This window comes from Massilia aerilata (assembly GCF_042656905.1).
GTDB classification, from domain to species: domain Bacteria; phylum Pseudomonadota; class Gammaproteobacteria; order Burkholderiales; family Burkholderiaceae_D; genus Telluria; species Telluria aerilata.
In genome coordinates this window covers 122,772-138,823 of the sequence record NZ_JBHSMZ010000006.1, presented here as the reverse complement: position 1 = coordinate 138,823, position 16,052 = coordinate 122,772, and the positions used below count along the sequence as shown (strand labels likewise).

At 67.0% G+C, this 16,052-nt stretch carries 6 protein-coding genes; 1 reads left to right on the top strand and 5 read right to left on the bottom strand.

The window, feature by feature from the left end; all coding sequences use genetic code 11:
• Nucleotides 1-15: 15 nt before the first annotated feature.
• Nucleotides 16-1,401: an ethanolamine ammonia-lyase subunit EutB gene (locus ACFPO9_RS09755; protein ID WP_379769992.1), complete on the bottom strand. Its 1,386-nt coding sequence runs from the start codon at nt 1,399-1,401 to the stop codon at nt 16-18.
• Nucleotides 1,402-1,501: 100 nt separating this feature from the next.
• Between ACFPO9_RS09755 and ACFPO9_RS09750 the strand changes: the two genes are divergently transcribed.
• Nucleotides 1,502-3,706 (top strand): OsmC domain/YcaO domain-containing protein, encoded by a 2,205-nt coding sequence (locus ACFPO9_RS09750; protein WP_379769990.1) that lies wholly within the window; start codon nt 1,502-1,504, stop codon nt 3,704-3,706.
• Between the two features lie 18 nt (nt 3,707-3,724).
• Here ACFPO9_RS09750 and ACFPO9_RS09745 read toward each other — a convergent pair whose 3' ends face one another.
• From ACFPO9_RS09745 to ACFPO9_RS09730, 4 genes are all read right to left on the bottom strand, one after another.
• Complete coding sequence (locus ACFPO9_RS09745) at nt 3,725-8,767, bottom strand: diguanylate cyclase (protein ID WP_379769987.1); 5,043 nt, start codon at nt 8,765-8,767, stop codon at nt 3,725-3,727.
• Nucleotides 8,768-9,118: 351 nt separating this feature from the next.
• Nucleotides 9,119-9,289 carry a hypothetical protein gene (locus ACFPO9_RS09740; RefSeq protein ID WP_379769985.1) on the bottom strand — a complete coding sequence of 57 codons (171 nt, stop codon included), beginning with the start codon at nt 9,287-9,289 and terminating at the stop codon, nt 9,119-9,121.
• Nucleotides 9,262-9,438 (bottom strand): hypothetical protein, encoded by a 177-nt coding sequence (locus tag ACFPO9_RS09735; RefSeq protein ID WP_379769983.1) that lies wholly within the window; start codon nt 9,436-9,438, stop codon nt 9,262-9,264. Before ACFPO9_RS09735 ends, ACFPO9_RS09740 begins: the two co-directional genes overlap by 28 nt.
• A 43-nt stretch (nt 9,439-9,481) precedes the next feature.
• The gene (locus tag ACFPO9_RS09730) at nt 9,482-16,045 is read right to left on the bottom strand and encodes a YDG domain-containing protein (protein ID WP_379769981.1); all 6,564 of its coding nucleotides are present in this window, start codon (nt 16,043-16,045) and stop codon (nt 9,482-9,484) included.
• Nucleotides 16,046-16,052 lie beyond the last annotated feature (7 nt).

Here is a 16,052-nt window from a genome sequence, read left to right as displayed (position 1 = left end):
CGCGTCTCCTTGCGCTCAAGGCAGCAGCGCGGGCCGGAAGGCCGCCGGCACCGCGCCGCTCAGGGTGGCCGGCCCGGCGCCGGTGAAGATGCCCATGCCGCGCAGCCAGGCATCGAATTCCGGCGCCGCCCGCAGGCCCAGCACGCGCCGCGCATACAGGGCGTCGTGGAAGGACGTGGTCTGGTAATTCAGCATGATGTCGTCCGCACCGGGCACACCCATCACATAGGTGCAGCCCGCCGCGCCCAGCATCGTCAGCAGCACGTCCATGTCGTCCTGGTCGGCCTCGGCGTGGTTGGTATAGCACACGTCGACCCCCATCGGCAGGCCGAGCAGCTTGGCGCAGAAGTGGTCTTCGAGGCCGGCGCGGATGATCTGCTTGCCGTCGTACAGGTATTCCGGGCCGATGAAGCCGACCACGGAGTTCACCAGTAAGGGCTTGAATTCGCGCGCGACCGCGTAGGCGCGGGCTTCGCAGGTCTGCTGGTCGAGGCCGTGGTTGGCGTTGCTGGAGAGGGCGCTGCCCTGGCCGGTCTCGAAGTACATCACGTTGTCGCCCAGGGTGCCGCGGCGCAGCGAGAGGGCGGCCTCGCGCGCCTCGGCCAGCAGCGCCAGGTCGACGCCGAAGCTGGCGTTGGCCGCCTGGGTCCCGGCGATCGACTGGAACACCAGGTCGACCGGCGCGCCCCGTTCGATCGCGGCCATCGTGTTCGTCACATGGGTCAGCACGCAGGACTGGGTCGGAATCGCGTAGCGGGCGATGATCTCGTCGAGCATGCCGAGCAGCTTGATCACCTGCGGGACGTTGTCGGTGGCCGGGTTGATGCCGATGACGGCGTCGCCGCTGCCGTACATCAGGCCGTCGAGCAGGCTGGCCGCGATGCCCGAGGGGGCGTCCAGCGGGTGGTTGGGCTGCAGGCGCGTCGACAGGGTGCCGGGCAGGCCGATGGTGTTGCGAAAGCGCGTGAGGACGCGGCACTTGCGCGCGACCAGCACCAGGTCCTGGATGCGCATGATCTTCAACACCGCGGCCGCCATTTCCGGCGTGATGCCGGGGGCGAGCCGCGCCAGCACGGGCTCGATGGCCTCGTCGCCCAGCAGCCAGTCGCGCAGGCCGCCGACCGTCAGGTGGCGGATAGGCGCGAAGGCCGCGGCATCGTGGCGGTCCAGGATCAGGCGCGTTACCTCGTCCGTTTCGTAGGGGACCAGCGCCTCGTTCAGGAAGCGCGTGAGAGGAAGATCCGCCAGGGCCATCTGCGCCGCCACCCTTTCCTCGGCGCTGCCGGCCGCCACGCCGGCCAGGTAGTCGCCCGAGCGCGCGGGAGAGGCCTTGGCCAGCAACTCGCGCAGGTCCGCAAAAAGGTAGGTCCGGCTGCCGACAAGATGGGTAATCTGGCTCATGTCAGGCATCCTGCCACATTTCCCTGGAAGCCTGTGCCTATCCCGCACCACTGAAACAACGGATAATAGCGACTACTTAATCAAGCAAGAGTATTTTTCCATGGAAATCAAGGTCAACTTTCTCGACAAGCTGCGTCTCGAAGCCAAGTTCGACGACTTCACGGTGATCGCCGACCAGCCGATCCGCTACAAGGGCGACGGCTCGGCGCCCGGCCCCTTCGACTATTTTCTGGCGTCGTCCGCCCTGTGCGCAGCCTATTTCGTGAAGTTGTACTGCAATACCCGCGACATCCCGACCGAAAATATCCGCCTGTCGCAAAACAATATCGTCGATCCGGAAAACCGCTACCAGCAGATTTTCAAGATCCAGGTCGAGCTGCCGCCGGATATCTCCGAAAAGGACCGCCAGGGCATCCTGCGCTCGATCGAACGCTGCACCGTGAAGAAAGTCGTGCAGGCCGGTCCGGAATTCGTGATCGAAGAAGTCGCGAACCTGGATGCCGATGCGCAGGCGCTGCTGACCGTGAACCCGTCCTTGGAGTCGAGCACCTATATTCCGGGCAAGGATCTGCCGCTGGAGCAGACGATTGCGAACATGTCCGGCCTGCTGGCCAATCTGGGCATCAAGATCGAGATCGCATCCTGGCGCAATATCGTGCCGAACGTGTGGTCGTTGCATATCCGCGACGCCCATTCGCCGATGTGTTTTACGAATGGCAAAGGTTCGACCAAGGAAAGCGCGCTGGCGTCGGCCCTGGGCGAATACATCGAGCGCATCAGCAATAACCATTTCTATGCGGGCGCCTACTGGGGCGAGGAGATCGCGAACGCGCCCTTCGTCCATTATCCGGACGAGCGCTGGTTCCAGCCCGGCCCCGGCGATGCGCTGCCGGCCGGGATTCTCGACGAGTACTGCCTCGGCATCTATGACCCGGACGGCGAACTGCGCGGTTCGCACCTTGTCGACACCAATTCCGGCAATGTGAAACGCGGCATCGTGTCGCTGCCCTATGTGCGCCATTCCGATGGCGAGACGGTGTATTTCCCGTCCAACCTGGTCGAAAACCTCTACGCCAGCAATGGCATGAGCGCCGGTAATACGCTGGCCGAGGCGCAGGTGCAGTGCCTGTCCGAGATTTTCGAGCGTGCGGTCAAGCGCGAAATCCTGGAAGGCGAACTCGCCTTGCCGGATGTGCCGCAGGAGGTATTGGCGAAATATCCCGGTATCGTGGCCGGCATCCAGGGCCTCGAGGAGCAGGGCTTCCCGGTGCTGGTCAAGGACGCATCGCTGGGCGGACAGTATCCGGTGATGTGCGTGACCCTGATGAATCCGCGCACCGGCGGCGTATTCGCCTCCTTCGGCGCCCATCCGAGTTTCGAGGTCGCGCTGGAGCGCAGCCTGACGGAATTGCTGCAGGGCCGCAGCTTCGAAGGCCTGAACGATCTGCCGCCGCCGACCTTCGCCAGCGAAGCCGTCACCGAGCCGTATAACTTCGTCGAGCACTTCATCGATTCCAGCGGCGTGGTGTCGTGGCGCTTCTTCAGCGCGAAGTCGGACCATGATTTCGTCGAGTGGGATTTTTCGGGGCAGGGCAAGGAGTCGAATGCCGAGGAAGCCGCCGCCTTGCTCGGCATTCTCGAAGACATGGGCAGGGAAGTGTACATGGCGGTGTACGACGAATTGGGCGCCACCGCCTGCCGCATACTGGTGCCGGGCTATTCGGAAATCTACCCGGTCGAAGACCTGGTCTGGGATAACACCAATAAATCGCTGCTGTTCCGCGAAGACATCCTGAACCTGCATCGCCTGGACGACGAAGCGCTGGCCGCGCTGCTGGACCGCCTCGAGAACAATGAGCTGGACGAGTATTCCGATATCGCCACCCTGATCGGCATCGAGTTCGACGAGAACACGGACTGGGGCCAGCTGACGGTGCTCGAACTGCGCCTTCTGATCAATCTCGCGCTGGAGCAGTTCGAGGAGGCGCAGGAACTGGTCGGCGCCTTCCTGCAGTACAACGACAATACCGTCGAGCGCCGCCTGTTCTACCAGGCGATGAACGCGGTGCTGGAAGTGGTGCTCGACGACGAGATGGAACTGGACGATTACGTCGCCAACTTCCGCCGCATGTTCGGCAACCCGCGCATGGATGCGGTGCTCGGCTCGGTGGACGGCAGCGTGCGCTTCCACGGCCTGACGCCGACCGGCATGGGGCTGGAAGGCCTGGACCGCCACCAGCGCCTGATGGACAGCTACCGCAAGCTGCATGCGGCGCGGGCGAAGGCCGCGGCGCGCTCCCGTTAAAGTCGAGGCGCGCTTCCTTTAAAGCGCGGCGCCGAGCATCACGCGGTTGCGTCCCGCGTCCTTGGCGCGGTAGAGCGCCGCGTCGGCGATCCGGAGCAGGGCTTCCGGGTCGCTGGCGTCCAGCGCCGGCTGGACTGCGATGCCGACGCTGATCGTCACCAGTCCCGCCTTCGACCCCGCGTGCGGAATGTCCAGGCCTTCGATCGCGCAGCGCAAGGCCTCGCCGATCTGCCGCGCCTCTTCCGCATCGGTATTCGGCAGCACTACGCAGAATTCTTCCCCGCCGTAGCGCGCCGTCAGGTCGCTCGCGCGCCGCGGACCGGCCGCCAGGGTTTGCGCCACGCGGACCAGGCAGGCGTCGCCGGCCTGGTGGCCGTAGTGGTCGTTGTAGCGCTTGAAGTAGTCGACGTCGAGCATGACCAGTGCCAGCGGATGCTTCTGGCGTGCAGCGCGCGCGCATTCGCTGCGCAGGACCTCGTCGAAGCGGCGCCGGTTGGCCACGCCGGTCAGGCCGTCGGTGGTCGACAGCGCCGCCAGCTTGCGGTTGGCGTCCTCCAGCTGGGCGGTGCGCTCGGCGACTCGCTGTTCCAGGCTGTCGTGCAGCCTGGCGCTGGCGATCGAGATCATGGCCTGGGCGCCGAGCATGCGCAGGAACTCGACGCGCTCCTCGGTGAACGAGGCCTCGGCCAGCCGGTTCTCGAAATACAGCACGCCTCCGATGCGGCCGCCATGGCGGATCGGCAGGCACATGACGGCGCGCGGGCGCTGCAGCAGCACATAGGGATCGGCGGCGTAGCGCGCGTTCTCGGCGATATCGTCTTCGATCGCCTCGGCGCCGGTGCGGATCACGTAGCGCAGCACCGACAGCGGGAACTGCGGATCGGCGTCGGCGTCGAGGTCGACCCGGCGCGACTGCAGCACGGTGACGGCGTCGCCGTCGCTGTCGGCCTCCAGCCGGCAGACGCCGTCTTCCAGCAGCAGCAGGCGCGCGACCTGGCCGCCGGCATTCTCGCCCACGATGGCGATCAGGCGCTGCAGCACCCTGCGCAGGCCGACTTCGTTCGACAGGGCGCGGGTGGCTTTCAGCAGCGAGACCAGGTCGAGCGCGGCCGCGCCGTGCTTGCCGGAACCGGACTGCATGGTGCGGGCTTCCACCTTCCACAGCAGGCCGGCATGGCGCGCGCGCAGCTGCGCCACCTTGCCTTGCGCGCCCCACTGGCCATAGCGGGCGACGGCGTCCCTGAGGAAGACCGCCGCCACGCGCGGCTGGCCCTGCTCGATCCAGGCTTCGCCGCATAACTCGTTCGCCAGCGCCTGGAGGTTCACGTAGCCGGCCAGGCCGGCGGCATCGATCGCCTGTTGGTAGCGGCGCGTCGCCAGCGGCAGGTCCTGGCGGCAGCGCGCCATCTCGGCCTCGACCAGCAGCTGCCTGGCGCGGCTCTCGTCCGGGCCCTGCGCCGCCCAGCGGCCAAGGCTGGCCTGGAGCGCGTCGATGCGCTGCAAGAGCTCGGCCGCATCCGGCCGCGCAGGGGCGCGCCTTAGCGCGCGGACCAGGACCAGCGCGGTATAGAAGCTGGACTCGTTCACCTTGGCCTGGCCGCGCATGATCTGGGCGATGACGTCGAGCTGGCCGGCCAGGGCTTCGGCATCCGCGGCGTCGAACAGGTAGGCGTTGCGGATCTTGCCTTGCAGGTAGTAGGCACGGTACAGGCGCGAGTCGCCGTAGCGGCCGAGGAAGTCCGCCTCGCTGAAGTGCTCCTCGTCGTAGCTGTCGCTGCGCTCCAACTGGCCCATCAGGGATTTGATCGGCTGGATCGCCGCCGCCACGCAGCAGTCGGCCATCGCCCGCTGGCCGTTGGCGCGCATCAGCGCCAGATCGCGCTCGATGGCCTGCGTCAGGTCCGGCAGGTAGTCGCCGAGGATGAGGCGGTCGGTCGCGCGCACCGCGGCGACCACGCCGACCTGGACGAAATCGCCGATCTCCAGCGCCCAGCCGAAGGCTTCTTCGTAGAGCGACTCGGAGTCGCGCAGCGGGCGGGTCCAGTGCTGGATCATGGCGGCGAACATCAATGCCGTCTGGGTGCGCGCCTGCAGATTGGCGCGCGACCTGGCCAGCGCCAGCGCCATCGCGCCGAAGCGGTAACCGCGCCCGGCGTCGCCACTCTGCTGGGTGACGAAGAATGCGTAGGCGACGTAGGCGATCGGGCTGATATCGCAGGTTCCCTTCTGCACGGACAGGCGCGTCGTCATCGCCACCATCAGGGCGCTGATGTCCTGGTGGCCGGCATAGTAACCCGCCATCCACAAGCCGTGCATCATCTGCATCGCCGCGACCGCTATCGGATCGCGCATCTCGCCGGCCGCCAGCAGCGCGTCGGCTGAACGCGCAGCGATCTGGCCGCCGAGATCTTCGATCATCTCGTCGGCGAGCGCCTTGCGCTGCGCCGCCTCGTACGGGATGTCGAAGCCGAGCAGCGCCAGGCCCTCGATCTGCACGGCAATGGCGTCCGGCAGGCGCCCTTGCAACTGGTACTGGTGCGCCTGCACAGCGACGCAGCGGGCCTGGTCCAGCGGTGCGGCGCAGCGCGCCCGCACCAGCGGGTAGATCGCCTCGGCGGCGTCGAACTGGCCGCACAGGTAGGACGCTTCGGCCGCGCCCAGCTGCAGGTCGAGCCAGAGTGCGGGGTGCGCCTGCCATGCCGCCGGCGGCAGCAGCGCGAGACCGGTCCGCATATGTTCCAGCGTGGCCTGGAAGGCGGCGGAGCGGCGCGCCTTGGCGCCGGCGCGCAGGTTCAGCCCGGCCAGCTGCAGGCGCTCGCTGTTATCGAGGATCAGCGCACGGCCGGCGTTGAGCTGCTCGACGATCTCGAACAGTTTCCCGTCCTGCGCCGCCGGCGCCGTATGCCGCAGCAGCAGGCGGCCGATGCGCAGGTGGTTCGCCGCGCGCGCCTCAGCGCCGGCGACAAGGTAGGCGGCCTGCTGGACGCGGTCGTGCAGGAAGCGGTAGCCGACACCCGTGTCGCCGGCGGCGGCGCCGGTGTCAATGTATTTGTAGACTACGTCGAGCGGCTGGATCAGGCCCGCATCCAGCGCCGGCCACAAATCCTGCTGCGTCAGCCAGGGACTCCGTTCCTCGATCAGGGCGAGCGCGTCGAGCGTGAAGCGGTTGCCGATCGACGCCGCCAGCTGCAGCATCTGCTGGGTGACGGCGGGCAGGCGGCGGATTTTATCGAGCAGCAGCTCGACCACGTTGTCGGTATAGGCGGCCTGTTCGATCGCGGCCAGGTCCCAGTCCCAGCAATCGCCGGCGGGCCGGTAGCGCAGGTGGCCGGCATCGTGGATCGAGCCCAGGAACTGGTTGAGGAAGAAGGGATTGCCGCCAGTCTTGCGGTAGCACAGGCGGGCCAGCGGGGCGCAGTCCGCAGCCGGCACGCGCACGGTGGCCGACACCATCCGCGCCACCTGCGGCCCGGTCAGCGCGTCCAGAGCCAGCGTCGCCAGGCGCACGCCCTTGTCGCGCAGCTTGTCGCGCAGGGCGACGAGCGGATGGGCGGCGTCGACTTCGTTGTCGCGGTAGGCGCCGATGACCAGCAGGTGGCCGCTGTCGCCGGACACCATGAACAGCTCGATCATCCGCAGGGTGGCCGCATCGGCCCATTGCAGGTCGTCGAGGAACAGCACCAGCGGATGCCCGGCGCAGGCGAACACTTCGACGAAGCGGGGAAAGACGCGGGCCAGGCGGCGCTGGGCCTGGTCCGGAGGCAGGGCAGGCACGGCCTCGGTGGGACCGACGATCAGGGCCAGCTGGGGAATCAGTTCGACCATCACCCCCAGGCCCGTGCCCAGGGCGCCGTGCAGCTTGCCGGCCCAGCGCCGCAGCGTTTCCTCCGGCTCGCCGAGGAGCTGGCGCACCAGTCCCTGGAAGGCCTGGATCAGCGATGCGTAGGGCAGGTCGCGCTGGAACTGGTCGAATTTACCTGCCAGGAAGCAGCCGCGCCGGGCGACGATCGGCTTGTGCACCTCGTTCACCACCGCCGACTTGCCGATGCCGGAGTAGCCGGCCACCAGCAGCATCTCGCAGCTGCCTTCGGCGCAGCGCTCGAAGGCCGCCAGCAGCGCGGTGATGGCGTCTTCGCGCCCGTGCAGGGTTTGCGGCACCATGAAGCGGCCATTGTGCCTGGAGAGCCTGAGCGGGGCGGCAGGCGCCACGGTGGACAGGCCGGCGCGGCAGGCTTCGAGGTCGCTGCGCAGGCCTTGCAGGCTCTGGTAGCGCTGCTCGGCGCTCTTTTCCAGCAAGCGCTGGACGATCGCCGGCAATGCGCCGGGCAGGGCGGTCAGCACCGGGTGCAGCCAGTCGGGGCTGCGCGCGATATGGCAATGCACCAGTTCCATCTCGTCGCGCGCCTCGAACGGCGCCTGCCCGGTCAGCAGCTCGTAGAAGGTGGCGCCGACCGCATACAAGTCGGCGCGGTAGTCGACCCGCCGGTTCATGCGCCCGGTCTGCTCCGGCGCCATGTAGCGCAGCGTGCCTTCCAGCGCATGCGGATTGACGATGCCCTGGACCTCGTGCGGCAGCTCGCAGGCAATGCCGAAATCGATCAGCTGCAGCACGCGCCGTTCTTCGCTCCACACCAGGTTGGACGGATTGATGTCCTTGTGGATGACGCCATGGCCGTGGACTTCTTCCAGCGCCGCGCACAGCTGCAGCGCGATGTCGAAGAAATCGTCCAGCGCCAGCGCGGGCTGGGTCGGCGCGCGTCCTGCCGCCAGCCGTTCGCTCAGCACCTTGTCCAGCGCAAGGCCATTGACGTCTTCCTGGATCATCATCCAGCGTCCGCCACGCAGCGCCAGCGCGAGCGGGCGCACCACGCCCGGATGGCGGCAACGGCGCGCGATCGCATACTCGCGCTTGAATTGCGCGAGCTGCTGGAAGGAGGGGAATTCCTGGTTCGGGAGCTTGACGATCAGCGCAGTGCCGTCCCCGGCGCGGGCACGATAGACCAGCGAGCGGGAACTGTCGTGCAGCTGTTCGATGATCTCGTGGTCGAGGAGGGCGTCCATAGGGTGGCCTTGCGGTATGGCAATAATTATATCAGGCGGGTTGGTCGGGTTGAAAAACGATGATTCAACTCAGCCGATACTGGAGGAGAACGGCGAACGGCACGGCGCCGCCGCAGTCGGTCAGGCTGTACGGCGCGATGCGATGCGATGCGCGGCAACGGCGGCGTAACGCGCCGCTTTTACGCTAGTTGGCGTGCGTGACGATGTCCGCGGGCTGCCCGGGAATCAGCAGGCCCTGGACGACAAAAGCCGGCGTGCCGTTTTCCGCGGGAGCGTACTGCCAGTAGGTGAAGTAAAGCGCGCCCGGGTTGGCGACGGCAAGTCTTTCGAGACGGCGGAATTCCCCGATGTTCAGGAAAACCGGTCCAGCGCCACCGCAACAATCTCATGCTCCATGGTGTGAAGCAAATAGTCCGCGATCCATATCTGCCGCAGAAATGGCACGACACGTTCTTCCAGCCTTGCTTCCGCGCCTGCAAAGCCGCGCGGCACTTTCAAGTCGATGTCGAGGTAGCTGGCCATTCGAGGCCGCGGTAGCCGTTGCTCCTCGCAATCTTCAGGTCCTTGACCGCGCCTTCCGCTCCGGCCGGTATGCGCAAGGTGACGACAGCCTTGCTGCCGGTCCGGGCCGAATCCTCGGCCCAGACCGGCCGCTCGCACGTGGTGTTCATCACCGGCGTCGACATCCCCAGCTCAACCGAAGAAAGCGCCGCCTCAGCGCAGCTCGAACAGGTACTCGCCGCCAGCCTGGTGTCCGGCAGCCGTCACCGACCCATACTGCGGCGTCTGGGGGAATTCCTTCTTCACTGCCGCCTGCACGTTCGTGAAGATCGTGCTGCCGGGCTTCCAGTCGGTCACCGAGCCGATCACCTGCATCAGGTTCCATGCGAAGATCGAGTGGCCTTCCTTGCCTTCGTCGGCGACCGGCTCGTCGCCGCCCGAGGACAGCACCACCACCGAGCGCTTGGCCAGCACGTCGGCGACGCTCACGTCGTGGCCGACCGCGTCCACGCCGTCGCGCGCGAAGGCCCCCGAATAGCAGCTGTCGGAAATGAGCGCCATCTGCTTTGCGCTGATATTGGCCATGGCCTTGGCGACGTCGCTGTTGGAAATCCAGGTGCGCGGGTCGCTGGACTTCGCGTCCGACGGAATCCAGTAGCCGGGGCCGTTCGCCTTGGGCGCGAAGCCGTGTCCAGCGTAATAAATGATGACGCTGTCCGCGCTGTTCATCTCGGCGGCCAGCCCGTTGAGGGTACGGATCATCTCGGCCTTGTTCGGGTTGCGCACCACGCGCACCTCGTAGCCGAGCTTCTCGGCGAAGGTGCGGGATACGGCGTCGACGTCGGGCAGGGCGTTCTCGAGTTGGGGAATGGCCTTGTCCTGGTAGTCGTTGATGCCGAACAGGACCACGATCTTGCGCTCGATCTGGGGTAGGGCGGCGACCCGGCCGCTCGCGCTCTTCGCGGCCAAATGTGCCGGACGTTTCGTCGCATGGATCAGTTCCACCTGGGCCGGCGTCAGGCGGCAGGCGCCGGTTGCCGCATCCGCGGCGCTGGCGCACAGCTGGACGTCGGCCAGGCTGGGATCGATTTCCAGCTTGTACACCGCTTCCGCGAACAGCTTGCGCTTGAATTCCCGACGCTGGGCCAGCAGTTGCGCCAGCTCGCTCTGGCTCATTGCACCGATGCGTATGTTGCCGAAGCTGCGGGCGGCGGCCGGGCCCGATGTGTCGAACACGCCGCCGCCGCTCGCGTGCTGTTCGGCCGCCAGGATGGCCGTGCGCAGCGCGGTGCCGATCGCCTGTATGCTGCTTTCCTGGGCCTGCAGCTGCGGTTTGGCCGGCGACAGGTCGAATTTCACGGCCAGCGCGCTTGCGTTGGTGGGCGCCTGCACGAAGTTGTAATTGGCGGAACTCAAACCGGCGCCGTTCACGGGATAGGCGCCGGGCATCGACTGCAGCGTGGCCTCGCTCTGCCACACCAGCGTGCCGGTGGTCGCGTTCGCAAGCGTGTCGCTGCCCTTGAAGCCGGTGATCGTACCGCCAAGCCCGGTGGCGGGAAGGCCGGGTTCGCCGGTGGCCGGATTCGCAGTATAGACCAGGGTTGCTGGGGTGATGACGCCGACGTTGCCGCTGGCGCTGGCGTTGACGGTGTTGCTGGCGCCCGTCAGCCTTGCGCCGCCGACACTGTAGTTTGGCGCGTCGGCGCCGGCAATCTCGAACGGGCCGGTCGCGCTCACCGCCCTCTGCTGGCCGACGTTCGGCGAGTCGTAGCTGCCCTGGCCGGGACCGCGGACGCTGACCGCATCGGTCGCGATCAAGCCGTTCAGGACGAACTGGCCGGCGCCCAGGCTGGCGTTGGCGGTGGCGTCGTATTCCTTGCGGACCTCGCCCGTGATGGAAATCGTCACCGGCTTCGGCGCGATGGATGCCGTCGTGGTCAATGGTCCGGTCAGCATGTAGTTGGCGGCGTCGGCGCCTGCCAGCACGCTGCTGGTGAAGCTGACGGTTTTGCCGGCCCCCACGTTTTTCGTATCGAACTCGCCCGCCGTGCTCCCGATGACCAGGGTGTCGCCGGGTAGCGCGCCCGAGAATCCGCCGGACAGCGCGGCAGCGGTCGTGCCGTCGTAGACCTTGTCGCCGGCGAGGATGCCGGCAGCGGTGATGGGGCGCCGGGTGATGTTGGCGGTGGTCGTGGCGCCGCCGCTGAAGCTGTAGTTGCCCGCATCGGCGCCCGACAGCGTGCCGCCGGCGATGGTGACGGTCTTGCCGTTGCCGGCGTCCTTGGTGTCGAACAGGCCGCTGATGCCGGTCACGCTGACATTGTCGCCGCCGATGATGCCGGAGGGTGCGCCCGACATCTTCGCGGTCCGGGTGCCGTCGTAGACCTTGCTCTCGGCGCTCAGGCCGGCGGCGGAAATCGCCTTCTGCGTGATCGACCCGATGTTGCCGCTGGCGCTGGCGTTGATGATGTTGGTCGCACCGCTTAGCGGGGTCGATCCGATACGGTAGTTCATGGCGTCGGCGCCGGAGATGGTGAAGCTGCCGCTAGCGCTGACCAGCTTGTTCTGGCCGGCGTTGCGGGTATCGTAGCTGCCCTGGACCGGGCCGCCGATGCTGACGGCGTCGCCGGCGACCAGGCCTTGCAGGGTGAAGTTGCTGGCGCCCAGGGTGGCGCCGGTGGTGGCGTCGTACACCTTGGCGACCTCGCCGGTGAGGCCGATGGCCGCCGGCCTGGGCGTGATCGACGCGGTCGTCGTGAGCGGGCCGCCGAGCATGTAGTTGGCGGCGTCGGCGCCGCTCAGGACGCCGCCGGTGATGGTGACCAGCTTTTCGTTGCCGACGTTCTTGTTGTCGAAATACGCTGAAAGCGCGCCGATGGACAACGCGTCCCCTGGCAAGACGCCCGACAGGCTGCCCGACAGCGTCGCCACGGTATTGCCGTCGTAGACCTTGTCGTCGGCGCGGACATCGCCTGCCGAGACCGGGCGCGGCGTGATGTCGGCCGTGGTGGTAGCGCCGCCGGTGAACAGGTAGTTGCCCGCATCGGCGCCCGTGAGGGAGCCGCCGGAGAGCGTGACGGTCTTGCCTGGCCCGGCATCCTTGGTGTCGAACAGGCCGCTGATCCCGGTCACGTGTACGTCGTCGTTGCCGATGGCGCCGGAGAGGGTGCCGGACACCGTGGCGGTGCGGGTGCTGTCGTACACCTTGTTGTCGGCTTTCAGGCCGCTCGCCGAGATGGATGCCGGCGTGATCGTGCCGATGTTGCCGCTGGCGCTGGCCTCGATGAGGTTGTTCGCGCTGGTCAGCACCGTCGCACCGATGCTGTAGTTCGACGCGTCGACGCCGGCAATGGTGAAGCTGCCGCTGGCGCTGACCAGCTTTTCCTGGCCCACCTTGCGTGTGTCGTAGCTGCCTTGCGCAGGGCCGCTGATGCTGACACTGTCGCCGGAAACCAGGCCTTGCAGGGTGAAGTTGTTCGTGGCGAGGCTGGCGCTCGTGGTCGCGTCGTAAACTTTCGCTGTCTCGCCGGTAAGGCCGATCGTTACCGGCTTGGGTGTGATGGACGCGGTGGTCGTCAAGGAGCCGTCGAGGACGTAGTTCGCTGCGTCCGCTCCGCTCAGTGCGCCGCCTGTGATGGTCACGGGCTTGTTGTTGCCGACCTTCTTGTCGTCAAAATGCGCGGACGCGATGTCGATTCCGAGCTCGTCGCCGGGCAGGACGCCGTTCAGGCTGCCCGACAGGGTGGCCAGAGCCGTGCCGTCATAGACCTTGTCGTCCGCCCGGATGCCGCCCCACGCCAGCGGGCGCGGGGTGATGTCCGCGGTGGTGGTGGCGCTGTCGGACATGGTGTAGTTATAGGCATCGGCGCCAGTGAGCGAGGCATTGGAAATGGTGACAGTCTTGCCGGTGCCGGCATTCTTGGTGTCGAACAGGCCCGTGGCGCCGGCCAGGCTCACGCTGTCGCCGGGCACGATGCCGGACAGTGTGCCGGAGATGGTGGCGGTGCGGGTCGCGTCGTAGACCTTGTTCTCGGCAACCAGGCCGGAAGCGGAAATCGTGCGGGGGCGGATGTCGCCGGTATAGGACTGGGTACTGCCGTAGACCGGTCTGCCGTCGTCCGTCACGACCAGGAAGGGCAGGGTCTGCGACACATAGGCGATGGACTTGCCGGTGCCGGTGTTCTTGTCGTCGAATGTTCCCAGCAGCGTCGCGCCATGGGTATTGTTCTGTAGCGTCAGGCCGGTCCAGGCATTGTGCGACAGCGCATCCGTGAAGCTGGCCTGCCGCGTGCCGTCGTATTCCCGGTCCACGTTCAGCTTGATCTGCACATCGAGCGGATGGGCGATCAGGATGCCGTTCAGGCCGACGTCGGCCTCGGGTCCTGGAGCGGAGCTGCCAGCATTGACCTGCACGAATTTGTAATCGAGGTCGCCGAGCGCGGCGGCCGGGAAAGACGGTCCGTCATACAGGTTGAGATAAGCAATCCAGCGGCTTTGGGGCGCCGACAGCGTGCTCGCGGTATTCGACAAGGTATTGGTGGTGATCCGGATCGCTTCGCTGTTTTCGCCGAGGCTCGCGCTGGCGGAAAGATTTGCATGGTCGAGCGTGAGGTAATATGCGTCTATCCCGATGGTCCTTGCGTCGATGCCCGAGTTGGCGATGTTGGCTTCGGAGGTGTCGAGCGCGACACTGGTGGCCCTGATACCGCTGTCCGATGTCATCTTGAGCCAATTGACGTTCAAACCAACGTGGGCATCTCCCGTCGACGAGCTGCCGGTGACGGAAGCGTCGAGATGCGCATTCGTCATCTGCACTTCGTTGACGTCGATCCTGATGGTGCTCTCGTTCAGGCCTTGGGCCGTGAACGACGAATCGTCCAGCTGGATGTAGCCGCCGGTTGCAAAAATATTCTTGGCGGTGACGGTGCTCGCATCCCGGGCATAGACCGAGGCGGCCGTGAAGCTGACCTGTCCGGTACCTGCATCCAGCGCGTTTTTGCCCGCGAGGTTGATCTGGCCGCTAAAGAGCCGGGCCAGTACCGGCACTGTCAGATTGATGTCGCCGCCGCTGGTGATGATCTTGGCGCCGGTTTCAAGGCGGATGCTGCCCACGCCGTTATGGTCGCGGTCCGCCAGGAAGTTGACGGGCAAGGGCATGTCGCCGGACCGGATCTCGACGCCCGATCGCATGACGATGTCGTTATGGGCCTCGAGTGTGAGCGAGCCGGATTTCTCCGGATTGTCCAGGATGATGCTTTCCGAGACGACGATGTCGCCCAGCTGCGTCGTGCGGCTACCGCCGCCGGTACGGATGGTGACATTGCTGCCTTGTCCCAGGGCGTCGGCGATGGTGTTGGCTTCGATGGCGGCATTGTCGCTGTCCGAAATGCGGCTGAAGCCAGGTACGTCGTCGTTCGCCATACCGCCTTCCAGCGAACAGCAGCCCACGATTTCCACGTTACCCGGGTCGAGCAGCCAGGTGCCGGCCTTGCCACTGGCGGCAGCCACGTCGATGCGCTTCGGCCTGGCGTCCAGCACGTGCGCGGAGGTTTCGACGAAGCCGCCATCGCCGCCCAGCGGCCCGCCCCTGGCGCCGATGCCGCCGTAGATACGTGTGTTGTCGTCGCCCCAGAAAATCACCTTGCCGCCATTGCCGGCCGCGGTGGCATCCGCACGCACCGTGGCGTTCGGCCCCAGGTAGGTAGCGGCCGCATTCCGCACCGCCGGATTCCCGCCCTGGTAGTCGCCGCCGGCCAGCACTTCGCCGCCGCCGGCCGCACCGGACGCATCGACCAGCGCCTGTCCGTACACGCCGACGTTCTTGCCGAGCAGGTGAATCTGCCCGCCGGCGCCGGCGCCACTGGCCGCGCTCACGCCGCCCTGCACGAGCGTATCCCCGTCCGCGGACTCGACCAGCACCTTGCCGCCGGTACCCGCTCCCGCGGCGCTGGCGCTGGTCTCGCTGCCGGCCCCCAGCTGGATCTCCCCGAGCGCCTTGATCGTCACCCGGCCGGCCGCATCGAGCCCCACGCTGTCCGCGCGCACGATCCCTTGCTGGTTGACGATGCCGCCATGGATGTCGATGCTGCCGCCGCCCGGCGCCAGCAGCTGGCCCAGGTTGAGCGCCTGGTTGTCCGGCGCCGCCACGCGCACGGCGACATTCGGTGCGCCGGAATCGACCAGTTCGATGCTCTTGCCGGCGGCGAGCACGATGCTCCCGCCGGGGCTGCGGACCAGGCCTTCGTTGCTCACCGAGCCGCCCACCAGCCACACATGGCCGCCGAAGCTGGTCTGCAGTTCGCCGCGGTTCAGTACCTGGCCGGACGGCAGGCCGCCGCCGTCGAACTTCACGCGGCCGGCGAGGAAATCGTCGTTCGAGATCCCCAGCGAGGATGCGACCAGGCCGGCCACGTCGATGCGCGCGCTATTCCCGAACAGGACCCCGTGCGGATTGACGAGCCACACGCCGCCGTTGGACGACAGGCTGCCGAGGATGTTCGAGGGATCGTTGCCGACCACGCGGTTGAGCACCTGGCTGGAGGCGCTGGGCTGCTCGAAGCGCACGCTGTTCGGCGCGCCGATCGAGAACGACTGCCAGTTCAGCACCGCGTTGGCGCTGTTCGTGATGGTCATGCGGGTGCCGTCGCTGGCGACGCCCGCGCTGCCGTTGACGACGGTCGGGCCGCTCGGCAGCTGGGCGAAGGCCGGCGCCGCGACGGCGCCGAAGGCCGCGGCAACGGCGGCGGCGACGGAATTGATACGGATGGACTGCTTCATGATGGCA

Excerpts from the sequence above, each read along its gene's own strand:
- ACFPO9_RS09755 (WP_379769992.1), bottom strand. The coding sequence starts at position 1,401 with ATGAGCCAGATTACCCATCTTGTCGGCAGCCGGACCTACCTTTTTGCG.
- ACFPO9_RS09750 (WP_379769990.1), top strand. The coding sequence starts at position 1,502 with ATGGAAATCAAGGTCAACTTTCTCGACAAGCTGCGTCTCGAAGCCAAG.
- ACFPO9_RS09745 (WP_379769987.1), bottom strand. The coding sequence starts at position 8,767 with ATGGACGCCCTCCTCGACCACGAGATCATCGAACAGCTGCACGACAGT.
- ACFPO9_RS09740 (WP_379769985.1), bottom strand. The coding sequence starts at position 9,289 with ATGGCCAGCTACCTCGACATCGACTTGAAAGTGCCGCGCGGCTTTGCA.
- ACFPO9_RS09735 (WP_379769983.1), bottom strand. The coding sequence starts at position 9,438 with ATGAACACCACGTGCGAGCGGCCGGTCTGGGCCGAGGATTCGGCCCGG.
- ACFPO9_RS09730 (WP_379769981.1), bottom strand. The coding sequence starts at position 16,045 with ATGAAGCAGTCCATCCGTATCAATTCCGTCGCCGCCGCCGTTGCCGCG.